The sequence below is a fragment of the Nocardioides rotundus genome (assembly GCF_019931675.1).
GTDB classification, from domain to species: Bacteria; Actinomycetota; Actinomycetes; order Propionibacteriales; family Nocardioidaceae; genus Nocardioides; species Nocardioides rotundus.
Genome location: NZ_CP082922.1, coordinates 766,902 through 792,225, shown reverse-complemented (window position 1 = coordinate 792,225; position 25,324 = coordinate 766,902). Strand labels below are relative to the sequence as shown.

Below are 25,324 nucleotides of genomic sequence, written 5' to 3'. Positions count from 1 at the left end.
GCTCACTCTGGCACTGCCTGCTCCCGGACGGCGTCCATCACCCGGAGCGTCGCGATCGTGTCCGCCCAGGGCCGCAGCGGGGTCTCGGTCGCTCCCGCGTCGATGCAGCGGGCCGTCTCGGCGGCCTCGTGGAACAGCGCGTCGTGCGCGGTCCGCGGCTCGGTCCACCGCTGCGGCGGCCGGCCGTCGGCGAAGCGGACCTCCACGTCCCCGGGCTGGTAGAACGGCCCGTCGAGCAGCAGCACCCCTTCAGTCCCGCAGACCGCCGCGGTGACCGGGGTGTCCCCGAACACCGAGGTGTGCAGCACGGCCTGGGCGCCGGACGCGGTGCTCAGCACCGCCGCGACCTGCCCGACGACACCGGCCGGGTGGCCGACCGCGCTCGCCGTCACCCGCTGCGGCTCGCCCAGGACCCAGGTCGCGAACGCGATCGGGTAGCTGCCGAGGTCGAGCATCGGCCCGCCGTCCAGGTCCGCGCGCAAGATCCGGTGGTCGGGCTCGAAGTGCTCGCCGTTGTCGGCCAGCACCGTGCGGACCTCGCCCAGCACCCCGGAGTCGAGCACCTGACGGACCACGTCGAAGCGCGGCAGGAAGAACGTCCACATCGCCTCGGCCAGGAACAGCCCGCGGTCCCGGGCCAGGGCCACCAGCTCCTCGGCCCCGGCCGCGTCCATGGCCATCGGCTTCTCCACCAGCACGTGCTTGCCCGCCTCCAGCGCGGTCCGGGCGCAGGCGACGTGCTCGCGGTGCCCGGTCCCGACGTACACGACGTCGACGCCCGCGTCGGCGGCGAGCGCGGCATAGCCCTCGTGCGCGTTCGGTACGTCGAGCCCGGCGGCCGCCGCCCGGGCGCGGGCGCCGTCGCGCGACGCGACGGCCACGACCTGTTGGCTGGTGTGCCGCCGCAGCGATCCGACGAACCGCTCCACGATCCACCCGGTGCCCATGACGCCCCAGCGCAGCGGCGGCGCCTGCGCCGGGTCCGGGGTGCGCGGCGGGGCGAGCTCGGTCAACGGATCGCCTCGTTGCTGCGGCGCTCGGCATAGCCGGCCAGGGCCTCGGCGACCTGGTCCGGATCCCGGTCCTCCGCGAGCGCCTCGGTGAGGATCTCCACCTGCGACACCGGGGTGAGCCGGCCGTCCAGCGGCTGGTCGAGGTCGAGGTTCGTGGGGAACGGGTAGCCCTCGGCGGCCGCGGCGACGGCGTACTCCAGGGTCGCCGCGTCGACGCCCGCGGCCCGGCGGGAGCGCAGGGCCGGGTAGACCGCCGTGGCGACCTTGGCCCGGTCCACGGCCTCCATCGCCCGGCCGAAGCCCGACGAGACCTGCAACAGGTTCGCGGTGCGCTGGATGTCGGCGGAGACGTTGGTCCCGGCGCCGTGGAAGAGCGCGGGGTTGAAGAACGCGGCGTCGCCCTTGGCCAGCGGCAGCTGGACGTGGTGCTCCTCGAAGTGGTCCTTGAACTCCGGGAGGCGCCACGCGAGGTAGCCGGGCAGGTACTGGTGGGAGTAGGGCAGGTACATCGTCGGCCCGCTCTCCACCGGCATGTCCGAGTGCGCCACCGCCCCCTGCAGGGTCAGCACCGGCGACAGGGCGTGCACGTGCGCGGGGAACCGCTCGACGACCTCGTTGGCCAGGAAGCCGAGGTGGTAGTCGCGGTGCGGCTCCTGCGCCTTCCCGCCGGGACGGACCACGTTGACCTGGGAGGTCATCTGGTAGCCCGGCCCGAGCCACGCCTCGGAGACCAGCGCCAGGATGTCGTTGCCGTAGTAGTCGACGAACGTCTCGGGGTCGCGCACCGCGAGCTTCTCCAGCGCGTTCCACACCCGGCTGTTCGCTCCCGGGGCGGCGAAGTGGTCGCCGGCCGGGCCGCCGGCGGCCTGCTCGTCGGCGATGATCGCGTCGAAGGCCGCGGTCGCGCGGTCGACCGGCTCCAGGTCGGTGAACGCGCCGCGGAAGACGGCCACGCCCGGGCCCGTGGTGAGCGCCCGGACCAGCTCGGCCTGCACCTGCTCGCGGCCCTCCGGGGTGGCGGAGGTACGGCGCAACTCGTCGGCGTCGTAGACCAGCACGTTGTCGACGACCTCGGCCGCCAGGGGGAAGTCGTCGAGGTCGGTGACCCGGTCGACGACGGCGACGAAGTCCTCGATGCGGCAGTCGGCGGCCCGCAGGCGGCCGGATGCGGTGGTGGTGGGGGCGGTGGTGGTCACGGGATCCTCCAGGGGCTCGGGGGCTGCGTCTGCCACGCTAGAGGCGTTCGTGAGGGCTCCGAGGGGTGAGAACCCATCAAAAAGCCCTCAGCCCATCAGCACGGGAGGTCCGGATGCCGCACCCCTACCGGATCCGCGAGATCGCCGAGCAGGCCGGTCTCAGCGAGGCCACGGTCGACCGGGTGCTGCACGAGCGGCCGGGGGTGCGGGAGTCCACCGCCGCCGAGGTGCATCGGGCGATCGCCGAGCTGGACCGGCAGCGCTCCCAGCTCAGCCTCACTGGCCACACCCTGCTGCTGGACCTGGTGATGCAGGCGCCCGGACGCTTCAGCCAGCAGGTCCGCGACGCCCTGGAGGCCGAGCTGCCGCTGTTGCGGCCGGCGGTGCTGCGGGCGCGGTTCCACCTCGACGAGGAGAGCGACCCGGCGGCGATGGCGCAGACCCTGCGCCGGATCGCGCGCCGCGGCTCGCACGGGGTGCTCCTCAAGGCGCCCGACGACCCCCGGGTCGGCGAGGCGGTCGCCGAGCTCGCCGACGCCGGGATCCCGGTGGTCACCCTGTTCACCGACGTCCCGCTCAGCCGGCGGGTGGCCTACGTCGGGATCGACAACCGCGCGGCCGGAGCGACGGCGGCGTACCTCCTCACCCAGTGGTCCCCCGACGGCGGGCCGGTGCTGGTGACGCTCAGCAGCGCCGCCTTCCACGGCGAGGACGAGCGCGAGCTGGGGTTCCGCGCGACGATGCGGCAGCTGGCGCCCGGCCGGGAGGTCCGCGAGGTGGCCGGCGCTCACGGTCTGGACGAGCCGATGCTGGAGCGGGTCGGGGACGCGCTGCGCGCGGACCCCGCGATCGACGGCGTCTACTCCATCGGCGGCGGCAACCGGGCGACGCTGGCCGCCTTCGAGGCCGCCGGACGCGCCCCCCGGGTCTTCGTCGCCCACGACCTGGACCGGGACAACCGGGCGCTGCTGCGCGCCCGACGGGTCTCGGCGGTGCTGCACCACGACCTGCGGGCCGACGTGCGCCGGGCCTGCCGGTTGCTGATGCAGGCGCAGGGAGTGCTGCCCGGCGTCCCGGCCTCGGTCCCTGCCCAGGTGCAGGTGGTCACGCCGTACAACGAGCCGGCCGCCCTGGGCCGGACGGAGTGACCCCCCGGGCCACCCCGAAGTGCACGTCGGCGGCGAATGGCAGGATCGACCGGTGATCGAACGGATGGAGACCTGGCTGCGCGCCCGGCTGCAAGACCCGGTGGCGTGGAACGACGGGCTGCAGGTGCTCAAGACGGTGCTCGCGGGCGTGGGCGCCTGGGTGCTGGCCACCGAGGTGTTCCACCTGCCCCAGCCGTTCCTGGCTCCCTGGTCGGCGCTGCTCGTGGTGCACGCGACGGTCTACCGCACCTTCTCCCGCGGCGCCCAGCAGATCGCGGCCACTGTGATGGGCGTGCTCATCGCCGGCGGCATCGGCGGCCTGATGGGGCTGGACCCGATGGCGATGACCCTGGTCCTCGGCATCGGCCTGATCCTCGGCGCGATCCCCTGGCTCGGTGCGGAGGGCACCACCGTGGCCACCACCGCGCTGGTGGTCATCACCACCGGCCTGCAGGAGGGCGCGATGGTCTCGCGGCTCCTGGACACCGCGGTCGGCATCGTCACCGGGCTGCTGGTCAATCTCGTGGTCTGGCCGCCGCTGCGCCAGCGCACGGCGATCACCGCGATGGACCAGGTCGACGACCGGATCGGGACCCTGCTGACCGACATGGCCGACGGGCTCGAGGCGGACCCGACTGCCGAGGACCGCGACGGCTTCACGGAGAGGGTCGGCGAGTGGATCGACGAGACCCGGGCCCTGGACGCGGACCTCGACCACGCCTGGTCCCTCGTCCGCCAGGCCCGCGAGAGCGCCTGGATGAACCCGCGCCGCTCGGCCCGCCCCTGGCGGGACCCGAAGGACTGGTATCCCCTGCTCCGCGGGATGGAGCAGGCGATCGCGGAGACGCGGAGCATGGCCCGGACCCTGGGCCGGGACACCCCGCCGTGGAGCGGCGGCGGCACCGCCTTCACCGGACCGTGGATCGACCTGCTGCGGCAGTGCGGTACGGCGATCGGCGCCGCCGACCCGCGTGCGGTCGCCTCGGTGCAGGAGAACCTGGAGCGGTTCACCCGCGAGCTGCAGGACGCGACCACCGCCGGCACCTGGACGGTCCAGGGCGCGCTCATCACCAACCTCCGCAACATCCTGGAGGCGATGGAGCCGGTCGCCGCGGCCAACCCGCTGGGCCAGCCGCGACTGCCCCTCCGGCTGGACCGGCTCAACGCACGGCGGCGCCCCGCCGTCTGATCCGGCGCCGCCGCCGTCGCCGCCGTAGGTCAGAATTGGCGCATGTCGGCTCGGCGCGCACCCGCGACGCTGGTGCACCTGCTGGCCCTGCTCCTCGGCGCCGCCGCCGTCCTCTGGCTGGTCGCGAGCCCCGAGACCGGGGAGCCGCACGACGTCCCGGTCGGGATCGTCGGCCCTCCCGTGGTCGCCCAGCTCGTCGGCGACCAGCTGGACCCCGAGGAGGTGACCACCGTCGCGGTGGGTCGTGCCTCCGAGGCCGAGCAGCAGGTCGCGGACGGCACGCTGGCCGGGGCCGTGGTCGTCGACCTGGCCGCGACCGAGGACACGCTGCTGCTCTCCCGGCACGCCTCCCCCGACGTCCGCCGCCTCCTCCAGGACACCGTCCGGGAGGACGAGCGCAGCCTCGGCCGCACCGTCGTCGTCCGCCCGGTGGGCTCGGACCCCGACCGGTTCGTCCAGCTCGACCGGCTCGCCCTCGCCGCCCTGCTCGCCGGCGTTCTCGGCGGCGCCGCCCTGGTCGTGTCGCGCTTCGGCGCCCGCCTGCGAGGAGTACGGCGACCCACGGCGGTCGCCCTCGCCTCGGCCGGCGGGCTGCTGGTGGCCCTGGCCCTGGTCGCGACCCCCGCGCTGCGCCCCGAGGGTGCCCTCGCCGGGAGCGTGGCGACGCTGGCGCTCGTCGTGGTCGGCGGCGCGCTGCTCGTCTTCGCCTGCGGCACGTCTGCCGGCACGGCCGGTCTGGCCGTCGCCGGGCTGGTGGGGCTGGTCACGGCCGCCCCGCTCATCGGGCACGTGGACGACCGGCTGCTCCCCGGCGGCTGGCGCCAGCTGTTCGGCTGGACCCAGCCCGGCGCGGCCCGGGACGCCCTGACCGCGCTGGCCGACGGCCGCGGTGCGGTCCGGCCGCTGCTCGTGCTGACGGTATGGACCGTGGTGGGCGTGGTGGCCTGCCTGGTCGCCTTCCGGCTCCGCGGCCGACAGGGCGGCCCGACGGAGTTCGGGGTCGCGCGCACGGCAGTGGCGGTGGCGCCGGTCGCTCTGCTGGCGCTGCTGCCGGTCGTGCTGCTCCCGGACACGGGCGAGGCGGAGCCGGTGCGCGAGCCGCTGGTCACCACCACGCAGTGCATGCGGGTGGGCTCGCCGCGCACCGTCCCCCAGCTCAATCAGATGATCGAGGAGGCCCGCGGTCCCGCGTGGGGCGGCGGCGACGTCGGAGCCGACGTACGCCTCTCCGACGACCGGCAGCTGTGGCTCTTCGGCGACACCGTCCGGTCCGCCGGCACCCCCGGCGGGCGATTCGTGCGCAACTCGATGCTGCTCTTCGACCGGGACTGCATCGCGGTCGTGCAGCCGCCCGGCGGCGGCGCGATCATCCCGGACCGGGACGCGGAGGTGGGCTACTGGCCGATGGCGGTGGGCGCGGTCGCCCGGCCCGGATACGACCTGGTCGCGGTCACCGCCCAGCGGGTGCGCTCCACGGGCGGCGACGAGTTCGACTTCGAGGGCCTCGGGCCGGCGGTCGCGGTCTACCTGGTGCCGCGCGGGGGGACCCCACAGCTGCTCGGCGTGCGCGACATCGGGCCGGACTCCACCGACCGACGTCGGCCCGTGTGGGGCGCGGCGGGGTGGATCGCGGACGGCTGGCTTTACCTCTACGGCACCGCGACCACCGAGGAGGACCTGGTCTTCGGCTACTCCCTGCGGGTGGCGCGGATGCGCCCCGAGCAGGTGTTGGACAGGTCGGCGTGGCGCTATTGGGACGGCGAGCGCTGGAGCCGGCGCGCCGCCGACGCCACCGAGCTGATCCCCGCCCGGGACGGCGTCTCCCAGACGCTGTCGGTCTTCGAGCAGGGCGGGGTCTGGTACGCCCTGTCCAAGCGCAACGACTTCCTCGGCGACGAGCTGGTGGCCTGGACCGCGCCCGGACCCACCGGGCCGTTCACCCCGGGGCCCGCCCTGGCCGACCTGCCCTCGGACCTGGACTCCGGCCGCCTGCGCTACATGCCTCTGGCCCACCCCGCCGTGCTGCCCTCGCCCGGCACGGTGCTGGTGTCCTACAGCAACAACCGCACCGACGTGCGCGAGATCGAGCAGGACCCGACGGCCTACCGCCCCCGCTTCCTCCGGGTCACCCTGCCGCGGCCCTGAGCGCCCGGACGCCGACCGCCGACGGCGACCTGCGAGAATGCAGCCATGCTCGCCCAGATCGCCCCGTTCGTGGTGCGCGCCGCCGACAAGGTGCCCGAAGCCGACGACGTGGTCGCCGGGCCCTGGGGTGCGCTGATGTTCGTCCTGCTGATCGCGGCGGTCGTGTTCTTGTGCTTCAGCTTCGCCAAGCAGCTGCGCAAGGCCCGCGCGGCCCGCAACGCGGGGGTGTACGGCGACCAGCCGCGCGGCCCCGAGGAGCCCGAGCGCACCGACGACCCAACCGACCAGGGGCGCCTCACCGACGAGTGAGCCGGACCAGCGCGTCCTTCGCGACCGCCGAGGCGACCCCCTCGTCGCGATGCGAGGACGCGTCGCCGCCGACCACCCGGTCCACGACCTCGGCCCTGACCACGTCGACCGCCAGCCCGTCGAGGTCGGCCAGCACGTCCTCGGCGGTGTAGAGCACCGTCGGGTCCTGCGGGCCGCCGGTGCCGTGCTCGAGGTTGCTGGAGTCGTGCGCGACGACCAGCAGGGTGCCGCCCGGAACCAGCGCCTCGATGGCACTGCGCACCGCGGCACGGCGCTCGTCGGCCGGCAGCTGGAGGTAGGCCAGCACCGCCAGGTCGAAGCCCTCACCGCGCCAGGCGATGGCGTCGGCGCACTCCCAGGCGATGGGCGGCGCGTCGCCGTCCCGCGCCGCCTCGACCCGGGCTCCCTTGTCCAGCGCCACCTGGGAGAAGTCGACGGCGGTGACCCGCCAGCCGCGAGCGGCGAGCCAGAGGGCGTTGCGTCCCTCGCCGGCCGCCAGGTCGACCGCGCGACCCGGGGTCAGGACGCCGCACTCGGCCTCGACGAACTGGTTGGGGCCGGCCGACCAGACCAGCTCCGCGGCGGCGTACCGCTCGTCCCAGGCCCGCGCGTCCATGTCGCCCCCTAGCGTCCGTCCGGCTCGATCCCGGCGAACAGGTCGTCCTCGGGCAGCTCGGCGTCCACGTGGGAGACCACCCGCTCGAAGTCCTCGGTCGGCCAGATCTCGGCCTGGATCTCCCGCGGGATGGCGAACCAGTGCCCGTCGGGGTCGATCTGCGTGGCGTGCGCGAGCAGGGCCTGGTCGCGCACGCCGAAGTAGTCCGCGCACGGCACCTTGGTGGTGATCCGCGCGTCCCACTCCGGCTCGGGCTTCCACTCCTTGAGCCGCTCGCCCCACGGGGACTCCAGCCCGTGCTCGAGCATCGCGTCGTGCAGCGCCTGCATCCGCGGCCGGTTGAAGCTGTGGTGGTAGTAGAGCTTCTGCGGCTGCCACGGCTCCCCCGCCTCGGGGTATCGCCCGGGGTCGCCGGCCGCCTCGAAGGCGTGCACGGAGATCTTGTGGCACATGATGTGGTCGGGGTGGGGGTAGCCCCCGCGCTCGTCGTACGTCGTCAGCACGTGCGGCCGGAGGGACCGGATCAGCGCCACCAGCGGCGCGGCCGCCTCCTCGACGTCGAGCTGGGCGAAGCAGCCGTCCGGGAGCGGCGGCTTGGGGTCGCCCTCGGGCCAGCCGGAGTCGACGAAGCCGAGCCAGTCCTGGCTCACGCCGAGGATGTCGCGCGCCCGCTCCATCTCCTGGCGCCGCACCTCGGTGATGTTCTCCAGGATGTCGGGGCGGTCCATGTTGGGGTTGAGGATCGAGCCGCGCTCGCCGCCGGTGCAGGTCACCACGTGCACGTCGACGCCCTCGGCGACGTACTTCGCCGTCGACGCCGCGCCCTTGCTGGACTCGTCGTCGGGATGGGCGTGCACGTGCATCAGGCGCAGGCCCTCGCGGGACGGCTGCTGGGGGGCGCTCATGTCGTGTGAGTCTAGGTGTGAGGATGTGGGGGTGGACGACCAGGATCTCGCCGAGCGGTACGGCGCCCCCTCCCCGACCCGACGCCGGATCCTCGTCGGCGTCTGCGTCACCGTGGCCGTGGTCTTCCTGGGCTGGCTCGGCTGGGTCGCGTGGTTCCACGGCAACCCGGACGCCACCTCGGAGCTGGTGACCTACGAGGTCGTGGACGAGCACACCGCGAAGGCCCGCCTCGACGTGGTCCTGCAGGAGGGCGTCGACGCCACCTGCACGGTGCGCGCCAGCGCGGAGGACCACACGGTCGTCGGCGAGCGCACCTTCCGCCCCGTCGACGGGGCGAACAACGTCACGGTGCGCACCGAGCGCCGCGCGACGTCGGTGGAGAAGGTCGGCTGCACGACACCGGACCAGTCGCGGCCGCGCTGACGCCTGTCAGGATGGGGTCATGACCGGTCCCCTGGAGCTCTTCGCCACCGACACCCTGATCGACCCCGACGAGCGGGCGATGGCCGCCTCGGTGCGCAAGGTGCTCGACGACACGGTGCGTCCGCACCTGCAGGAGTGGTACGACGCGGGCGAGGTGCCCGTGCGCGAGCTCGCGCCGACGCTGGGCGAGCTGGGCCTGCTCGGCATGCACCTGACCGGGTACGGCGCCGCCGGGACCTCCGCGACCGCCTACGGGCTGGCCTGCCTGGAGCTGGAGGCCGCCGACTCGGGCATCCGGTCGATGGTGTCGGTGCAGGGGTCGCTCGCGATGTTCGCGATCCACCGCTTCGGCTCGGAGGAGCAGAAAGCAGGAGTGGCTGCCGCCGATGGTGACCGGCGAGGCGATCGGCTGCTTCGGGCTGACCGAGCCAGACTTCGGCTCCAACCCCGCCGGCATGCGCACCCGCGCCCGCCGCGACGGGGAGGACTGGGTGCTCAACGGGACGAAGATGTGGATCACCAACTCCCCCGTCGCCGACGTCGCCGTGGTCTGGGCGAACACCGGCGAGTCCTCCCGCGACATCCGCGGGTTCGTCGTACCCCTCGACACCCCCGGCATCTCCTGCCCGGTCATCCACCGCAAGCTGTCGCTGCGCGCGTCGGTGACCGGCGAGATCGTGCTGGACGACGTCCGCCTCCCCGACTCCGCGATGCTGCCCGAGGCGGCGGGCCTCTCCGGGCCGCTGTCCTGCCTCAACGAGGCGCGTTTCGGCATCGTCTTCGGGGCCGTCGGCGCCGCGCGGGAGTGCCTGGAGACGACGCTGGCCTACGTCGAGGACCGCGAGATCTTCGGCAAGCCGCTCGCGGGCTACCAGATCACCCAGACCAAGCTCGCCGACATGACCCTGGAGTTGGGCAAGGCGATGCTGCTCGCCCTCCAGCTCGGCCGGCTCAAGGACGCCGGCACGATCCGGCCGGAGCAGGTCAGCCTCGGCAAGCTCAACAACGTGCGGGAGGCGCTGGCGATCGCGCGGGAGTGCCGGACCCTGCTCGGCGCCAACGGCATCACCCTGGAGTACCCCGTCCTCCGGCACGCCAACAACCTGGAGTCGGTGCTGACCTACGAGGGGACCTCCGAGGTGCACCAGCTGATGATCGGGCAGGCGCTCACCGGGCACGCGGCCTACCGCTGAGCGGTCCGGCCGCCCGCGTGACCCCGGTCACGCCGAGACTTCGGGCCGACGTACTTTCCTTGTTATCCTGTTGTCTCGCCGTCCGCCCCGGACGACCCCGCAGGGCCACCTCTCTCCACGAGGGCCGGCGGTTGGCTCACGTCCGGCGTCGGAGCGGGCGGGACGCAGGAACCACGACCAGTGGGTGCGGCACATCCGCACACCACCACGCAGGAAACACGCAGGAGTTAACCGACATGACGACGCAGGCGACCGACCAGGACAAGATCTGGCTGACGCAGGACGGCTACGACAAGCTCAAGGCCGAGCTGGAGAACCTCCAGGGACCCGTGCGCCAGGAGATCATCGAGCGCATCTCCGCCGCCCGTGACGAGGGCGACCTGAAGGAGAACGGCGGCTACCACGCCGCCAAGGAGGAGCAGGGCAAGATCGAGGGGCGCATCCGCCAGCTCGAGGACATGCTCCGCCGCGCCGAGGTCGGCGAGACCCCCAAGGACGACGGCGTCGTCGAGCAGGGCATGAAGGTGACCGTCAAGTTCGCCGGCGACGACGAGACCGAGACCTTCCTGCTGGCCAACCGCGAGCTCGAGGACGAGGACATCGAGGTCTACTCCGCGGAGTCCCCCATGGGCAAGGCGCTGATCGGCGCGAAGAAGGGCGACAAGGTCAGCTACGAGGCGCCCAACGGCCGCAGCATCGAGGTCGAGGTCGTCGACGCGGTGCCCTACACCGGCTGACACGGCCCCTCCCGCGCCGGTCACTCGAAGATCCGGTACCCCAGGTCCTTGAGACGGGCGCGCACCCGCTCGGCGTGCTGCGGGCCGCGCGTCTCCAGCTGCAGGTCGACCTCGACCTCGTGCAGGCCGAGCAGCGGGGAGATCCGCTCGTGGGTGACCTCGATGATGTTCGCGCCGACCTCGCTCAGCTCGGCGAGCAGCCCGGCCAGCCCGCCGGGCAGGTCGGAGATCACCACCCGCAGCGCGAGGTAGCGGTCGGCGGCGGCCATGCCGTGCTGGATCACCTTGCCCAGCAGCAGCGGGTCGATGTTCCCGCCGGAGAGTACGGCGACCGCCGGGGTCTCGAAGGCGGTCGGGTCGTCCATCACCGCGGCCACCGCGGCGGCCCCGGCGGGCTCGACGACCATCTTGGCGCGCTCCAGCACTGCGAGCACCGCCCGGGAGAGCGACTCCTCGGAGACGGTGAGCATGTCGTCGACGTACTCCTGCACCGCGGGGAAGGTGACGTCGCCCGGCCGGCCGACGGCGATCCCGTCGGCCATCGTGTTCATCTGCTCCAGCGGCACCGGCTCGCCACGGTCCAGGGACGGCGGGAACGCCGCGGCCTGCTCGGCCTGGACGCCGACCACCCGGACGTCGGGCCGCTGCTCCTTGATCGCGATCGCGATGCCGGCGAGCAGCCCACCGCCGCCGGTCGGCACGATGACGGTGCGGACCTCCGGCGCCTGCTCGAGGATCTCCAGGCCGGCGGTCCCCTGCCCGGCCACCACGTCGACGTGGTCGAACGGCGAGATGAACACGGCGCCGGACTCCTCGGCGTACCTCTTCGCCTCGAGGATCGCCTGGTCGAGGTACTGCCCGTGGAAGCGCACCTCCGCGCCGTAGCCGAGGGTCGCGTTCACCTTGGGGATCGGCGCGCCCTCGGGCATGTAGACGACCGCCTTCATGCCCAGCTGCTGGGCCGACAGCGCGACTCCCTGGGCGTGGTTGCCCGCCGAGGCGGCGACCACCCCGTTGGCGCGCTCCTCCGGCGAGAGCCGCGAGAGCCGGACGTAGGCGCCGCGCGGCTTGAAGGAGCCGGTCCGCTGCAGGTTCTCGCACTTCAGCCGCACCGGGCCGCCCGCCCGCTCGGTCAGCCACCGCGCGCCCTCCATCGGCGTGCGGATCGCGGTCCCCTCCAGCAGGTCGGCGGCCTCGCGGATGTCGGCCAGGCCTACTCGCTCAGTCATCGCGGCGCGCCTCTCCCTCGCTGTGCTCGCCCGTCCCGGCGGTCTCGTCGTCGTCGCGCCCCAGCTGCTCGGCCTCCTCCGGCAGCTCGGGTGCGTCGGAGTCGCCGGCGGCCAGGTCGCGCTCGAGCGCCTCGACCGGATCGGTGGGTGGTGTCTCCCGGGCAAGGTAGTGCACCACGGCATTGACCATCGAGGCCAGAGGTACGGCGATCAGCGCGCCCGCCACGCCGGCGACGAGCACGCCGCAGCCGATCGCGACGATCACGCCGAGCGGGTGCACGGAGACGAAGCGGCCCATGAGGAACGGCTGGAGGATGTGCCCCTCGATCTGCTGGACCAGGATGACGCCGCCGAGCATCAGCAGGGCGGCCCAGGGGCCCTGGTCGACCAGGGCGACGAGCACCGCGACGCCGCCGGCGATGGTGGCCCCGATCATCGGCACGAACGCGCCGAGGAAGACGAGCACGCCGATCGCCAGGATGAAGGGGATCCCGATCAGTGCCGCCACGATCATGATCCCCATCGCGTCCACGGCGGCCACGAGCACGGTGGCCTGCACGAACCGGGTGAGGCTGACCCAGGCGACCCGACCCGAGCCGTCGACGTGCCCGCGGGCGGCGCGGGGCGCGAGCCGGACGAACCAGGACCAGATGCGGTGCCCGTCGGCGAGGAAGAAGTACGTCGCGAACAGCACGATGAAGAATCCGGCCACGCCGTGCCCGACCGCGGTACCGACCTCGGTCACCCGGGTGAGGACGCCGCCGGACTCCGAGCTCTGCCGGATCACGTCCTGCGCCTGGTCGAGGTAGGTGTTGATCTGACTGTCGGTGGCGTTGAGCGGGCCGTTCTTCAGCCAGGCCTTGATCTGCCCGAGGCCCTTGACGACCTCGTCGGCGAGGTCGTGGGCTCCGGCCGCGACCTGCTGCCCGGCGAAGGTGAGCAGGAGGACGACCGAGCCGATCCCGACGACGACCATCAGCAGCGCGGCGATCGGCCGGGGGAAGGAGAGGCGGTCGAGCAGGTTCACGACCGGCGAGGCCAGCGCGGTGAAGAGCAGCGCGATCGCCAGCGGCAGGGCGATCACCGCGAACAGGGCGAGCAGCTTGAGCAGGGCGAGCCCGGCGGCACCGATCACCAGCACCCGCCACGACCACGCGGCGGCCAGGTCGAGGCCCCACGGCACCTGTGCGCGGCTGAAGTTCGTGCTCCCCGCGAGCACCGGCGCGGGCGGCAGCCGGCGGTCCGCACGGCCGGCCGCCCACTGCTGGCCGAGCCGTTGCAGTCGGCGCTCTCGGTCCTGCCGCTCCCGGTCATCCTCGGTCATGCCGGTCAATCTCTCACGCCCCGGACGAGGTCTGCTCACCCCCCGGAGCGCAGTGTCGCGGCCAGCGCGTGGGCGGCCCGGGGGTGGTCCTCGGCCAGCAGCCCGACCCCCGCCAGGACGTAGTCGGCATCCACCACGACCGCCGGGTTCCTCGGGAGCTGCCAGCCGCCGTCGACCGCCTCCCCGGTCGATCCGGCGAGCACCCGGTCGGCCACGCCGGGGCGTCCGTGCCGCAGGACGCCGCCGGAGCCGACGAGCAGGTCGACCTCGCGCAGGTCCTTGCCGGTCCGCTCGACCACCCGCCCCTCCGGGCTCACCACGACCTTCGCCCGGCCCGCATGCCGCCGCAGCGCGAGCGCGGCCGCCGCGCGGGCGATCGCCTCGTCGACGTCGCGGGCGGTCTCGTCGAGGGGGAGGTACGACGGGTCCGCGCGCCGGGCGGCCGCGGGCTCGGCCAGCCCCTCGACGCCCGGGAGCCCCGCCTCGGCGGCGGCCGCGACCGTGCTGACCGCGGACCAGCGCATGCCGAGGTCGCCCTCGACCGTGCGGGTGACCGGCGTGGTGGCGACGACCTCGCGGGAGAGCCCGGAGTCGCGGGTCTCGGCGTCCACCTCGACCACAGAGTGCACGTCGGTGGTGGCCCCGCCGACGTCGACGACGACCACGTCCCCGGCACCGGGCCGGGCCTCGTCCAGGCCCCGGGCGAGCAGCTCGACCCCGCGGAGCACGATGTCTGGGGTGGCGCCGCGGACCAGGTCGAGGAAGGTCTCTCCGCGAGCCGTCGTCCGCGACGAGAGGTGCTTGCCGCCGATCACGTGCTCGAGGAACATCTCCCGGATCGCGGCGCGAGCGCCGTCGGGGGCGAGGACGCCGATCCGCGGGACCACGTTCTCGGCGAGCACGCACGGCGCCCGACCGCGCAGGATCTCCGCGGCCTCGTCCCGTGCCTCGACGTTCCCGGCAATGACGACCGGGCCGTCCCAGCCGGCATCGGCGAGACCGCGCGCCCCGTCGAGCAGCGCGTCCGGGTTGCCGCCGTCGGTGCCGCCGGTCAGCAGCACCACATCGGGCTCCCAGCCGGCCAGGTCGGCGAAGTCGTCGTCGCGGGAGAGCGCGAGCACCCCCACCACCTTGCCGCCGCTGGAGAGCGCGACCCGGCGGCCCGCCTCGGCGGTGACCAGCTCCTCGTTGCCCACCACCGCGATCCGCAGTCCCCCGCCGGCGCTGGAGCAGGCGAGCACGGCCGCGGTCTCCGCCCGGGGGTCGGTCGCCGCCAGCTCGGCCAGGCACGCGTCGTACCCGTCCAGGACGTCGGTCCCGATCGTCGTGGGCGCGCTCGCGGTGGCGAGCACCCGGCCGTCGGCCAGGTCGACGAGCAGCGCCTTGGTGAAGGTCGAGCCGAAGTCGGCGCAGACGCAGACCTCAGCCGAGGGCACGGTCCAGGTCCGCGATCAGGTCGTCGGCGGTCTCGATGCCCACGGAGAGCCGCACCAGGTCGGCCGGCACCTCCAGGTCCGTGCCGGCGACCGAGGCGTGGGTCATCTGGCCGGGGTGCTCGATCAGCGACTCCACCCCGCCGAGGGACTCGCCGAGGGTGAAGACCTCCGTGCGACCGCAGACGTCCAGCGCCTGCTGCTGGCCGCCGGTGACCCGGAAGCTCACCATGCCGCCGTACCTCTTCATCTGCCGGGCCGCGATCTCGTGGCCGGGGTGGTCGGGCAGGCCGGGGTAGAGCACCTGAGCGACCTTCGGGTGGCCGAGCAGGAAGTCGACGATCCGCTCGGCGTTGTCGCTGTGCCGGTCCATCCGCACCGCGAGCGTCTTGAGCCCGCGGTGGGTGAGGAACGCGTCGAAGGGGCCGGGCACACCGCCGATGGAGTTCTGGTGGAAGGCCAGCTGGTCGGCCAGCTCGAGGTCGCGCACCACGATCGCGCCGCCGACGACGTCGGAGTGGCCGCCGACGTACTTCGTGGTCGAGTGCAGGACCACGTCGGCGCCCAGCGTCAGCGGCTGCTGGAGGTACGGCGAGGCGAAGGTGTTGTCGACCACGAGCAGCGCGCCGCCCTCGTGCGCGACCGCGGCGAGCGCCTCGATGTCGCCGATGTTGAGCAGCGGGTTCGTCGGGGTCTCGACCCACACCAGCTTGGTCTGGCCGGGCCGGATCGCGGCCCGCACGGCGTCCAGGTCCGAGGCCGGCGCGGGGTCGTGCACGATCCCCCAGTTGGTGGCGACCTTGTCGAAGAGCCGGAAGGTGCCGCCGTAGGCGTCGTCGGGCAGCACCACGTGGTCACCGGGCCGCAGGACCGCGCGGATCAGGGTGTCCTCGGCGGCCAGGCCGGAGGCGAAGGCGAATCCGCGCTCGCCCTCCTCGACGGCGGCCAGCGCGCCCTCGAGCGCGGTGCGGGTGGGGTTCGCCGAGCGGGAGTACTCATAGCCCCCGCGCAGCCCGCCGACGCCGTCCTGCTTGTAGGTCGAGGTCGCGAAGATCGGCGGGATCACCGCCCCGGTGACGGGGTCGGGTTCGTAGCCGGCGTGGATCGCCCTGGTCTCGAAGCCGGACTTGTGCTGGTGCTCGGATCCGCTCACGTGGCGAGGTTACTCAGGACGCAGTGCGGCGGCGATCTCCGGGACGTCCATCCGCCCCTCAGCGACCGCCATCACCAGGTCGAAGGCCTCGTCGTTCGTGAGTCGGAACCGCCCACCGTTCGCGCGGATGAAGGTGACGGTGGCCAGAAGCGACAGGCGCTTGTTGCCGTCGACCAGCGCATGGTTCCCGCACAGCGAGTGCAGCAGCGCAGCGGCCTTGAGCTCCAGAGTGGGGTAGGCATCCTCACCGAAGAGACTCGTTCGCGGCCGTGCCGCCGCCGACTCGAGCAACCCCGGATCGCGAACCGGCCCGGCACCCAGGAGCCGCGCCAGAACAAGGAGATCCTCCAGGTCCAGGTAGTCGACCCCCACGGCTCAGACCTTGCCGAGGCGGTCCAGCGCGTCGCCGTACTCCTCCAGCGCCTGGTGGGCGATCGCGTCCAGCCGGTCGCGGCGCTCGCCCCGGGCCAGCCGGTCCAGCACCGCTCGGCGAACGACCTCCTGCTTGGAGGTCCCCTCGCGGCGGGCCAGCTCCGTCAGCGCCTCATCCAGTTCGTCATCGGTTCGGAGAGTCATGGCCACGAGCCTGATGGTATCACCGTGGTATCGCAACCGGGTTTGGCGAACCTGTGGATACTGGAGGCATGTTCGGACTCGGCAAGCAGACCACCCTCCCGTCGGCCGACGAGGCCCTGCGCGGGCGCGACGAGCGCTGGTTCGACCTCGGGCGACACCGCGTGCTGGACGCGCCGGTCGTCACCGACGAGGTCCCCGAGGGCCTCGAGGTCGCGATCTTCGGCCTCGGCTGCTTCTGGGGCGCGGAGGAGATCTACTGGCAGAAGCCGGGGGTCTACTCCACCTCCGTGGGCTACGCCGGCGGCCTGACGCCGAACCCGTCGTACGAGGAGGTCTGCAGTGGCCGCACCGGCCACACCGAGGCGGTCCGGATCGTCTTCGACCCGCAGCGGATCTCCTACGCCGACCTGGTCAAGACCTTCTTCGAGGTGCACGACCCCACGCAGGGGATGCGCCAGGGCAACGATGTCGGCACGCAGTACCGCTCGGCGATCTACTGGACCACGCCCGAGCAGGAGCAGACCGCACGGGAGCTGACGAAGGTGTACGCCGACGAGCTCGCGCGCCGTCGCCTGGGCGAGGTCACCACCGAGATCCGGCCGGCGGCCGAGACGCCGTACTTCTACGCCGAGGACGCCCACCAGCAGTACCTCGCGAAGAACCCCTACGGCTACCGCTGCCACGCCAACACCGGAGTCCGCTTCCCCTCCTGAGCGGCCGCACGCGCCCTGGGCTTAGCCCGCCTTAGTCCGGTACGGTTGACCCATGGTCCACACCGTCAACGTGCACGAGGCGAAGTCCACGCTCTCCAAGCTGTTGGAGCGCGTGGCCGCCGGCGAGCACATCGTCATCGCCCGGGCCGGGACGCCGGTCGCGGATCTGGTCCCGCATCGACGTGTGGATGTGGTGTTCGGGACCGCCGCGGGAGAGCTCGGCTACGACTCCGACACCTTCGACGAGCCGGACGCGGAGGTCGCCGACCTCTTCGAGGGTCGTCGCTGATGCTGCTGGACACCCACGTCGTCCTCTGGCTGCTCGAGGATGACCCGCGACTCGGCCCCGAGGCTCGAGCGAGTCTGACCGAGGCGATCGCGGTGCACGTCTCGGCGGCATCACTCTGGGAGATCGCGATCAAGCAGTCCGTCGGGAAGCTGACCGTGCCCGACGACCTGCCGGCTCGGGTGGAGGCGGCCGGGCTGCGCTGGCTTCCGCTGGGCGCCGACCACGTGTGGGCGACGCGCACGGTCGAGGGTCTCCCCCATCGCAACCCCTTCGACCGACTGCTGGTGGCTCAGGCGCTGGTGGAGGGCCTGCCGCTCCTCACCGCCGACCGAGCGCTCCTCGGCGCACCCCTCGAGGCGGACCTGCTCGACGCCCGGCGCTGAGGCTGGGAGTGGGCGGGCGGGCGGCCCCACGCAACGTCCGCCCGCCCACGTCGTGGGGCGGGAGCCTCAGCGCACCGCCTGGGCCGCCTCCACCACGTCGACCAGGCCGTAGCCCTTGTCGAAGGACGTGGTGCCGAGCGGGGCGGGCTCGTAGGGCGCGCCGTCGGAGAGCTTGTACGCCGTCTGCTTGAGCGCGTCCTCGACCTGCGCCGGGGTGGCCGAGGGGTTCGCCTGGAACAGCTGGGCGACGATGCCGGCGATGTGCGGCGCGGCCATCGACGTGCCGCTGATCGTGTTGAAGGTGCCTACGTCCAGCGGGCCCGGCCCGTTGCGGAAGTCCAGCCCGGTCGAGCAGATCGGCAGGTAGGGGCGGCAGGCCGAGGTGATGTTCTCCCCCGGGGCCGAGATGTCGGGGTACGTCGATTGCTCGCCGGCGCGGCCGCGCGAGCTGTAGTCCGACACCGTGCCGTCGCGGGTGCCGGTCTCCTGGTCGTTGTAGGACGCCACCGAGACGACCCCGCCGGTGGGGTCCTGTCCCGGCGGGTTGGTGAGGCTCTGCGAGCCGTCGCCGCCGTCGTTGCCGGCGGCCCACACGGTGACGACGCCCTCGGCGGCCAGGGCCCGCTGCAGCTTCACCGTCGCCGACTCGGGGTCGAACTCGCCGCCGCCGGAGGGGCCGTAGGAGTTGTTGGTGACCTTGATCGGCGGGCAGGTGGTCGCCGGGACGCCGGCCCCACAGGGCGCCTCGTGGTTCTCCAGCACCCAGTTGAGGGCGGAGTCGGCACCGAGGATGACCAGGCCGGCGCCGGTGGAGATCGAGACCAGCTTCGCGCCGGGGGCGGCCCCCTGGAGCTTCGCCCCGTCGCTGAGGGTGGTCGGATTGCCCGCCACGATCCCGTTGACGTGCGTGCCGTGACCGCCGACGGAGAGCGTGTCGGTGTCGACGCTGTTGGGCAGGCGCTGCACCGAGCAGGTCTCGGTCAGCGGCTCGCACAGCGCCTTGAGGTTGGCCACGACCGCGCTGCTGCCGTCGGCCTCCTTGAAGTACGGGTGCGTCGGATCGACGCCGGAGTCGATCACGCCGACGCTCACGCCGCGCCCGTCCAGCGGCGCCCCGTCGGCGCCGGTGAGGGTCTGGGCGGCCTCGATGCCGCGGGTGGCCTTGTTGGAGGTCTCCTGGAAGAACCGGATCGGCTGCTCGCCGCCCTCGACGTAGGTCACCCCCGGCTCGGAGCGCACCGCCTCGATCTCGGCCCGGTCACCCGTGGCGATCACCACGCCGATCTGCTCGAACGCGCCGGTGCGGTCCAGCCCGGCCGCCGCGACGGCGTCCCGGGCGGCCGCCAGCGTGGTGCCGTGCACCATCACGGTGGTCTCCCCGGACAGGGAGCCCAGCTGGCGGGAGAGGTAGTCGGACAGGTTGGCGGGGTCCTCCGCGGCCGACGCGCTGGTCGGCACGGCGAGACCGGCGGCGACGGCGGCCGCGGCGGCCACCGTCAGGGCGGTGCGCTGGAGAGTCATGCCACACGCAACGAGCCGAACCTGCCCGAGGTCACGCGAGACTCACCACCGGGCTGGGATGATGGCCCCATGAGCGACCTTCCGCGCAAGGCCGTCCGACGCGGTGCGCGTCTCGCGGCGCTGCCGCTGGGGTACGCCGGCCGCACGGCCGTCGGCTTCGGGCGGCGGCTGGGCGGCCAACCGGCCGAGCAGGTCCTGACCGACGTCCAGCAGCGCACCGCCGAGCAGCTGTTCCGCACGCTGGGCGAGCTCAAGGGCGGCGCGATGAAGTTCGGTCAGGCGCTGAGCGTGCTGGAGGCGGCGCTGCCCGACGAGTTGACGGCGCCGTACCGCGAGCAGCTGACCGCCCTGCAGGACTCCGCTCCCCCGATGCCGACCGCGACGGTGCGCCGGGAGATCGCGGCGAACCTCGGCGATGACTGGAAGGAGCGGCTGGTCTGGCTCGACGGCGGCCCGACCGCGGCCGCGAGCATCGGCCAGGTGCACCGGGGCCGCTGGGTCGACGACCGCGAGGTGGCCGTCAAGGTGCAGTACCCCGGCGCCGGGGAGGCGCTGATGAGCGACCTGCGGCAGCTCTCCCGGGTCGCGCGGGGCGTGGCGCCGGTCTTCCCCGGCATCGACATCAAGCCGCTGGTCGCCGAGATCCAGGAGCGGGCCGCCGAGGAGCTCGACTACGACCTCGAGGCCGAGGCGCAGGCGGCGTACGCCGAGGCGTTCCGCGACGACCCGGACATCGTGATCCCCGACGTGGTCGACCACGGCGGCACCGTGCTGGTCACCGAGTGGCTGGAGAGCGCGTCCAGCCTCGCCCGGGTGATCCGCGACGGCAGCCAGGAGGAGCGGGACCACTACGGCGAGCTGTTCGTGCGGTTCCTCTTCGCCGGGCCGTCGCGCTCGGGGATGCTGCACGCGGACCCGCACCCGGGGAACTTCCGGGTGGTCCCCGCCGAGGACGGCGGCCTGGGCCGGCTGGGCGTCCTGGACTTCGGCGCCGTCGCCCGGCTTCCGGAGCGGCGGCTGCCCGACGCGATGGGTCGGCTGATCCGGGTGGCGCTCGACAACGACGCGGACACCCTGGTCGCCGGCCTGCGCGAGGAGGGCTTCATCAAGGAGAGCATCCAGGTCGACCCGGAGCTGGTCCTCGCCTACCTCGCCCCGTTCGTGGAGCCGGCCGAGGCGGAGACGTTCCGGTTCACCCGCGAGTGGATGCGTGAGCAGTTCGAGCGGATCAACGACCCGCGCAACCCGGCCTTCACCGTGGCGACCCGGCTCAACCTGCCGACGTCCTACCTGCTCATCCACCGCACCTGGCTCGGCGGCCTCGGCCTGCTCTCCCAGCTGGAGTGCGAGGCCCCGTTCCGCAGCCTGATGGAGGAGTTCCTCCCCGGCTTCGCCGACTGACGACGCTCAGCCCACCTCGAACTCGCCAAGGCGGTCCCAGCCGTCGCCCTCCATCTGCACGTTGCGGATGAGCGGCGTCTCCTGGACGTGCTGCGGAAGCTCGGCCTGGGCCTTCTTGAAGTGGTCGGAGGTCACGTGCGCCTCGGCAGCGTCGTCCTTGAACGCCTCGATCAGGACGTAGGTCTCGGGATCCTCCACGCTGCGGGACCAGTCGAAGAAGAGGTTGCCGTCCTCGGCCCGCGTCGCCTCGGTGAACTCCCGCGACAGCTCGGGCCACTGGTCGGCGTACTCCGGCTTGATCTTCCACTTCACGCAGATGAAGATCATCGGTCTCCTCCTGGGGTCGGTTCGGTGTGGACGCGGACCACTGTTGCACGCACGCGTGCGCACCGAAGGTCCGGTCAGTCGCGACGCAGCCGCCCCACGCCGGGGATCCTCACCACCAGGTCGTCGATCTCCGAGACGATCCGGAGCAGCTCGCGCAGGTCCGGGGCCACGCTGGAGAGACTCTCGACGACACCGGTCAGCTGCGGCAGCTCGTCGATGACGGCGACCAGCGCGTCCACCTCGGCCGGTGACGTCGTCTCGGCGAGCCGAGCCAAGGTCGGCTGCAGCGTGGCCAGCGGCTCCTCGACCCGGTCAACGCTGCCGTCGATGCGCCCGATCAGCGCGTCCGCGGCCAGCCGGGTCTCCTCGATCCGCGCGATCAGCGCCTCGACCTCCTGCAGCAGGACCAGCACCCGCGGCAGCAGCCTCCACACGTCGCGGGGGTCGAGGACGGGGAGTCGCGGCAGCACGACCGACACCCTAAGTCACCGGTCGCACCCCGGGCCGGAGCACCGCGATTCCCTGGGTAGGCCCCCGCGGTGCACGAATCTGGCCCAGCGGCTCGTGGTCTCGACAGGCTCGACCACCGAACCGATTCCGGCTCGAGCGGACGGCTGGTCTCGACAGGCTCGACCAGCGAAGGGGCCCGACCGGCGAAGGGCTAGCTCACCCAGAAGCCGCGGCCGCCGAAGAGGTCGCCGTAGTGTCCGGCCCCACCGGCAGGGCCCCGCGAGCCGAGGTAGGAGCCGACGACCGCCGCACCCAGGTCGTCCAGCTCGGGGGCGACCACGCGACCGTCGACCCGGCGGGCCATCGACTCGATGAAGCGGGCCAGGCCGGGGTCGTCGCCCAGGCGGAAGAACGTCGTCTGCGCGCCGAGCCGGCCGGCGGTGTCGAGCTCGCGCACCGCGTGCGCGATGGTCAGCGGGTGGGGCGGGTACTCGAAGTAGACCTCCCCGTTCCGCTCCAGATGCGACGTCGGCTCTCCGTCGGTGACGATCAGCAGCACCGGCTGGGCGTTGGGGTGCTTGCGGAAGTGCCGGTTGGCCAGCAGCAGGCCGTGGTGCAGGTTCGTGCCCTTGTCCCACTGCGCGTCCAGCGCGGTCAGCTCCTCGATCGTGGTCCGGCGAGCCGCGCGGCCGAAGGTGACCAGCTCGAGGTGGTCGCCACGGAAGCGCTGGCGGATCAGCGTGTGCAGCGCAAGCGCCGTACGCTTCATCGGCACCCAGCGCCCGTCCATCGCCATCGAGAACGACGTGTCCACCAGCAGCGCCACCGCCGCCTGGGTGCGCGCCTCGGTCTCGCGGACCTCGACGTCGTCGATCTGCAGGCGTACGGCGGAGCCGGGGGACCGCTGCTCGGCGGAGGCCTCCCGCAGCACCGCGTTCGTCACGGTGCGGGTGACGTCCCACGGCTCGGTGTCCCCGAACTCCCACGCCCGGGTGGCCCCGGACGCCTCCCCCGCCGCGCCCGCGTTGCGGGTGTCGCGCTGGCCCTGGCGCCCCGACATCCGGTTCGCGACGTCGCGCAGCAGCGCGCGGCCGAGCTGGCGCATCGCCTTGGGCGAGAGCCGGAGCCGCCCGTCGGAGGTGCGGTCGAGGTATCCGGTGCGCTGCAGCTCGCGCTCCAGCTCCTGCAGCCGTCGCGCCAAGACGCCGGCGTCCTCGCCGAGCTGCCGGGTCAGGGTGTCCAGGTCGAGGTCGTCGAGCCGGGCGCCGGAGTAGGACTGCGCCAGCTGCTCGGCGAGCTGGTCGAGGTCGGCGAGGTCCTGCAGCACGCCGGTGCCGTCGCCGAGCCCGAGCCCCTCCTCGCCGTCCATCCGCTCCGAGCCGCCCCAGTCCTCACCGGGGCGCAGCATCTGCAGGTTGGCGTCCATCCGGGCGAGCTGCTCGGTGAGGGCGGGCGAGCCGAAGGCCTGGGCGGAGAGCTCCATCAGCTCGCGCCGCTGCTCCTCGCTCATCGAGTTGAGCATCCGCTGGGCGGCCGCAGCGCGGGAGGCCATCGCGTCCAGCAACTCGTCGAGGGTGCTCGGGTTCTCCGGGAAGTGCTGCCCGTGGCGGGACATGAACTCCTCGAAGTCCTCCTGGGTGTCCTCCCCCATCGCCCGCTTCTCCAGCAGGTCGTTGAGGTCGGAGAGCATCTGCTGGATCTCCGCGCGGTCCTCGTCGGTGGCGTTCTCCAGCGCCTGCTTCATGCCGGCGAAGCGCTGGTCGAGCAGCTCCCGGCCGAGCAGGTCCTTGATCTGGTCGAACGCCTCGCGCGCCTCGCCGCTCTGCCAGTCGTAGGAGGACAGCTCGCTGACCGCGGCCGCCGGGCTCAGGGGCAGGCTCTCCAGCCGCATCTCGCGGAAGGCGCGGTCGGAGTCGTCCATCTCGACGTCGCGCGCCAACTGCTTGCGCTCCTCCAGGACCGCCTTCTCCAGCAGCTCGCGGACCTCCTGCAGGGTGCCGTCCAGGTGGTGCCGGCTGGTCAGCTCCTGCCGCTTCTCCGCGATCCGCCGGGCCAGGTCGTCCAGGCCCTCCTGCCCCTGGCCGCCCCGGCGGAGGAACTCCTGCATCGCCCGCTCGGGGCTGTATCCGGCCATCACGTCCTCGCCGATGGCGTCCAGCGCCTCGGAGAGGTCCACCGGCGCGGCGAGCGGGTCGCCGCCGTCGTAGGGGCGGTAGAAGGCTCTAGCCATAGACGGTCTCCCCGGCGTCGGCGTCCTTGGCGATCTTCCGGGCCAGGAAGAGCCCCTCCAGCGCCAGCTCGATCGCCGCCGCCCGCTCGCCGTCGCTGCGGGCGCCCAGCGCCTCGATCACCTGGTCGTAGGCGTCGGTCTCGCCGCTCTCCTCCGGCGGCAGCGCCGGCAGCCCGGTGAGGAAATCCCGGGCGGTGACCTTCTCGCCGGTGGTGATCAGCCGGCCGTCCTCGATCGCGTCGACCAGCCGGTGCAGGTCGATGCCCCGCAGGTGCTCGCGCACCGTCTCGGCGATCGCGGTGCGGAGCAGGTGGGTGAGGATGTCGGCCTCGCGCCCCTCCTCGCCGGTCTCGAACTCGACCTTGCCGCCGAGCACGTCGACGGCGGTCTGCAGGTCGACCAGGCGCGCCACGGCCTCGTCCTCGCCGTACGACGTCGCCCGGTGCAGCGCGGAGGCCGCGATCGTCTCCACGCCGGCGATCGCGAACCGCGCCGAGACGCCGGAGCGCTGGTCGACCGAGCTGGACTCGCGCAGGTTGCGGGTGAAGCGGGCGAGGATCTCGACCAGGTGATCGGGGACCTCCGCGGTCAGATGCGCCTCCTGCCGGATCACCGCGACCTCGGCCGCGAGCTCGGTCGGGTAGTGGGTGCGGATCTCGGCGCCGAAGCGGTCCTTGAGCGGGGTGATGATCCGTCCGCGGTTGGTGTAGTCCTCGGGGTTGGCCGACGCCACGACGAGTACGTCGAGCGGCAGCCGCAGCACGTAGCCGCGGATCTGGATGTCCCGCTCCTCCATCACGTTGAGCATCGCGACCTGGATCCGCTCGGCCAGGTCGGGCAGCTCGTTGATCGCGACGATGCCGCGGTGGCTGCGCGGGATCAGGCCGAAGTGGATGGTCTCGGGGTCGCCCAGTGAGCGCCCCTCGGCGACCTTCATCGGGTCCACGTCGCCGATCAGGTCGGCGACGCTGGTGTCGGGGGTGGCCAGCTTCTCGGCGTACCGCTCGTCGCGGTGCCGCCAGGCGACCGGCAGCTCGTCGCCCAGCTCGGCGACCCGGCGCTTCGAGGTCTCGGTGACCGGCTCGTAGGGGTGCTCGCCCAGCTCGGACCCCTCGATCACGGGGGTCCACTCGTCGAGCAGCCCGACCAAGGTGCGCAGCAGCCGGGTCTTGCCCTGGCCGCGCTCGCCGAGCAGGACCACGTCGTGGCCGGCGATGAGGGCGCGCTCGAGCTGCGGGATCACCGTGTCCTCGAAGCCGTGCAGGCCGGGCCAGGGGTCCTCGCCGGCGGCGAGGCGCGCGAGCAGGTTGTCGCGGATCTCCTCGCGCAGGGCCTTCTGCCGGTGCCCGGAGGCGCGCAGCTCGCCGAGCGTGGACGGGCGGGGGGTGGTGGATTCCGTCACGCTTTCCACGCTACGCCG

Annotated in this window: 26 protein-coding genes and 1 pseudogene; 12 read left to right on the top strand and 15 right to left on the bottom strand. The window is 73.1% G+C overall.

All coding sequences use genetic code 11. The annotated features are described in order from the left end of the window. Nucleotides 1-2 precede the first annotated feature (2 nt). Together K8W59_RS03785 and K8W59_RS03780 are read right to left on the bottom strand one after the other, a co-directional pair. On the bottom strand, nt 3-1,013 hold the full coding sequence (locus tag K8W59_RS03785; RefSeq protein WP_223397424.1) for a Gfo/Idh/MocA family protein: 1,011 nt from the start codon (nt 1,011-1,013) through the stop codon (nt 3-5). Continuing rightward, complete coding sequence (locus tag K8W59_RS03780) at nt 1,010-2,209, bottom strand: phytanoyl-CoA dioxygenase family protein (RefSeq protein WP_223397423.1); 1,200 nt, start codon at nt 2,207-2,209, stop codon at nt 1,010-1,012. Before K8W59_RS03780 ends, K8W59_RS03785 begins: the two co-directional genes overlap by 4 nt. A 113-nt stretch (nt 2,210-2,322) precedes the next feature. On the opposite strand from K8W59_RS03780, the gene K8W59_RS03775 reads away from it, so the two are divergent. From K8W59_RS03775 to K8W59_RS03760, 4 genes are read left to right on the top strand one after another with little or no spacing between them, the layout of a single operon-like run. Continuing rightward, entirely contained in the window at nt 2,323-3,357 is a 1,035-nt protein-coding gene (locus K8W59_RS03775) for a LacI family DNA-binding transcriptional regulator (protein WP_223397422.1), read from the top strand. Between the two features lie 52 nt (nt 3,358-3,409). Next, nucleotides 3,410-4,546, top strand: a complete 1,137-nt coding sequence (locus K8W59_RS03770) for an FUSC family protein (RefSeq protein ID WP_223397421.1) — start codon at nt 3,410-3,412, stop codon at nt 4,544-4,546. A gap of 42 nt (nt 4,547-4,588) precedes the next feature. After that, nucleotides 4,589-6,691: a DUF4185 domain-containing protein gene (locus K8W59_RS03765; RefSeq protein ID WP_223397420.1), complete on the top strand. Its 2,103-nt coding sequence runs from the start codon at nt 4,589-4,591 to the stop codon at nt 6,689-6,691. A 45-nt stretch (nt 6,692-6,736) separates the two neighbouring features. Then, nucleotides 6,737-7,000, top strand: coding sequence for a hypothetical protein (locus K8W59_RS03760; RefSeq protein ID WP_223397419.1), 264 nt, complete (start codon nt 6,737-6,739; stop codon nt 6,998-7,000). Here the strand turns inward: K8W59_RS03760 and K8W59_RS03755 are convergent. Then, nucleotides 6,987-7,616, bottom strand: coding sequence for a class I SAM-dependent methyltransferase (locus K8W59_RS03755; RefSeq protein ID WP_223397418.1), 630 nt, complete (start codon nt 7,614-7,616; stop codon nt 6,987-6,989). The genes K8W59_RS03760 and K8W59_RS03755 overlap by 14 nt on opposite strands. An 8-nt stretch (nt 7,617-7,624) precedes the next feature. Then, nucleotides 7,625-8,521, bottom strand: coding sequence for a mycothiol conjugate amidase Mca (gene mca / locus K8W59_RS03750; RefSeq protein WP_223397417.1), 897 nt, complete (start codon nt 8,519-8,521; stop codon nt 7,625-7,627). Between the two features lie 31 nt (nt 8,522-8,552). On the opposite strand from mca, the gene K8W59_RS03745 reads away from it, so the two are divergent. The 4 genes and pseudogenes from K8W59_RS03745 to greA all read left to right on the top strand — a co-directional run bounded on the left by K8W59_RS03745 (nt 8,553) and on the right by greA (nt 10,875). Further along, a complete protein-coding gene (locus K8W59_RS03745; protein WP_223397416.1) occupies nt 8,553-8,945 on the top strand; it encodes a DUF4307 domain-containing protein in 393 nt (130 codons plus the stop codon). Nucleotides 8,946-8,964: 19 nt separating this feature from the next. Then, a pseudogene (locus K8W59_RS20470) lies at nt 8,965-9,255 on the top strand (acyl-CoA dehydrogenase family protein); the annotation flags it as partial. A 76-nt stretch (nt 9,256-9,331) separates the two neighbouring features. After that, nucleotides 9,332-10,138 (top strand): acyl-CoA dehydrogenase family protein, encoded by an 807-nt coding sequence (locus K8W59_RS03740; protein ID WP_449866984.1) that lies wholly within the window; start codon nt 9,332-9,334, stop codon nt 10,136-10,138. Between the two features lie 236 nt (nt 10,139-10,374). Further along, nucleotides 10,375-10,875, top strand: coding sequence for a transcription elongation factor GreA (greA, locus tag K8W59_RS03735; RefSeq protein WP_223397415.1), 501 nt, complete (start codon nt 10,375-10,377; stop codon nt 10,873-10,875). Nucleotides 10,876-10,895: 20 nt separating this feature from the next. On the opposite strand, the gene ilvA is transcribed toward greA, so the two are convergent. From ilvA to K8W59_RS03705, 6 genes are read right to left on the bottom strand one after another with little or no spacing between them, the layout of a single operon-like run. Continuing rightward, entirely contained in the window at nt 10,896-12,104 is a 1,209-nt protein-coding gene (ilvA, locus tag K8W59_RS03730; RefSeq protein ID WP_223397414.1) for a threonine ammonia-lyase, read from the bottom strand. Then, nucleotides 12,097-13,428, bottom strand: a complete 1,332-nt coding sequence (locus tag K8W59_RS03725; RefSeq protein ID WP_223397413.1) for an AI-2E family transporter — start codon at nt 13,426-13,428, stop codon at nt 12,097-12,099. The genes ilvA and K8W59_RS03725 overlap by 8 nt, the downstream gene beginning before the upstream one ends. Nucleotides 13,429-13,463: 35 nt before the next feature. Beyond that, nucleotides 13,464-14,864, bottom strand: a complete 1,401-nt coding sequence (locus tag K8W59_RS03720; RefSeq protein ID WP_223397412.1) for a glutamate mutase L — start codon at nt 14,862-14,864, stop codon at nt 13,464-13,466. Further along, the gene (locus K8W59_RS03715; protein ID WP_223397411.1) at nt 14,851-16,014 is read right to left on the bottom strand and encodes a cystathionine gamma-synthase; all 1,164 of its coding nucleotides are present in this window, start codon (nt 16,012-16,014) and stop codon (nt 14,851-14,853) included. The genes K8W59_RS03720 and K8W59_RS03715 overlap by 14 nt, the downstream gene beginning before the upstream one ends. A 9-nt stretch (nt 16,015-16,023) precedes the next feature. Further along, on the bottom strand, nt 16,024-16,386 hold the full coding sequence (locus K8W59_RS03710; protein WP_223397410.1) for a type II toxin-antitoxin system death-on-curing family toxin: 363 nt from the start codon (nt 16,384-16,386) through the stop codon (nt 16,024-16,026). Nucleotides 16,387-16,389: 3 nt separating this feature from the next. Next, entirely contained in the window at nt 16,390-16,590 is a 201-nt protein-coding gene (locus K8W59_RS03705) for a ribbon-helix-helix domain-containing protein (RefSeq protein WP_223397409.1), read from the bottom strand. A gap of 68 nt (nt 16,591-16,658) precedes the next feature. Between K8W59_RS03705 and msrA the strand changes: the two genes are divergently transcribed. The 3 genes from msrA to K8W59_RS03690 are packed head-to-tail and all read left to right on the top strand — an operon-like array spanning nt 16,659 to nt 17,975. Then, on the top strand, nt 16,659-17,303 hold the full coding sequence (gene msrA / locus K8W59_RS03700) for a peptide-methionine (S)-S-oxide reductase MsrA (RefSeq protein ID WP_223397408.1): 645 nt from the start codon (nt 16,659-16,661) through the stop codon (nt 17,301-17,303). A gap of 52 nt (nt 17,304-17,355) precedes the next feature. After that, entirely contained in the window at nt 17,356-17,592 is a 237-nt protein-coding gene (locus K8W59_RS03695; protein WP_223397407.1) for a type II toxin-antitoxin system Phd/YefM family antitoxin, read from the top strand. Further along, nucleotides 17,592-17,975 (top strand): type II toxin-antitoxin system VapC family toxin, encoded by a 384-nt coding sequence (locus K8W59_RS03690; RefSeq protein WP_223397406.1) that lies wholly within the window; start codon nt 17,592-17,594, stop codon nt 17,973-17,975. Before K8W59_RS03695 ends, K8W59_RS03690 begins: the two co-directional genes overlap by 1 nt. A gap of 66 nt (nt 17,976-18,041) precedes the next feature. Here K8W59_RS03690 and K8W59_RS03685 read toward each other — a convergent pair whose 3' ends face one another. Further along, the gene (locus K8W59_RS03685; protein ID WP_223397405.1) at nt 18,042-19,496 is read right to left on the bottom strand and encodes a S8 family serine peptidase; all 1,455 of its coding nucleotides are present in this window, start codon (nt 19,494-19,496) and stop codon (nt 18,042-18,044) included. Between the two features lie 69 nt (nt 19,497-19,565). Here K8W59_RS03685 and K8W59_RS03680 point away from each other — a divergent pair, with 69 nt between their 5' ends. Continuing rightward, nucleotides 19,566-20,897 carry an ABC1 kinase family protein gene (locus K8W59_RS03680; RefSeq protein ID WP_223397404.1) on the top strand — a complete coding sequence of 444 codons (1,332 nt, stop codon included), beginning with the start codon at nt 19,566-19,568 and terminating at the stop codon, nt 20,895-20,897. 6 nt (nt 20,898-20,903) lie between these two features. Here K8W59_RS03680 and K8W59_RS03675 read toward each other — a convergent pair whose 3' ends face one another. The 4 genes from K8W59_RS03675 to K8W59_RS03660 all read right to left on the bottom strand — a co-directional run bounded on the left by K8W59_RS03675 (nt 20,904) and on the right by K8W59_RS03660 (nt 25,306). Beyond that, the gene (locus K8W59_RS03675; protein ID WP_223397403.1) at nt 20,904-21,224 is read right to left on the bottom strand and encodes a putative quinol monooxygenase; all 321 of its coding nucleotides are present in this window, start codon (nt 21,222-21,224) and stop codon (nt 20,904-20,906) included. A gap of 74 nt (nt 21,225-21,298) precedes the next feature. Next, nucleotides 21,299-21,694: a hypothetical protein gene (locus tag K8W59_RS03670; RefSeq protein WP_223397402.1), complete on the bottom strand. Its 396-nt coding sequence runs from the start codon at nt 21,692-21,694 to the stop codon at nt 21,299-21,301. Nucleotides 21,695-21,885: 191 nt separating this feature from the next. Further along, a complete protein-coding gene (locus tag K8W59_RS03665) occupies nt 21,886-23,904 on the bottom strand; it encodes a vWA domain-containing protein (protein WP_223397401.1) in 2,019 nt (672 codons plus the stop codon). After that, nucleotides 23,897-25,306: a MoxR family ATPase gene (locus K8W59_RS03660; RefSeq protein ID WP_223397400.1), complete on the bottom strand. Its 1,410-nt coding sequence runs from the start codon at nt 25,304-25,306 to the stop codon at nt 23,897-23,899. Before K8W59_RS03660 ends, K8W59_RS03665 begins: the two co-directional genes overlap by 8 nt. Between the last annotated feature and the right edge of the window lie 18 nt (nt 25,307-25,324).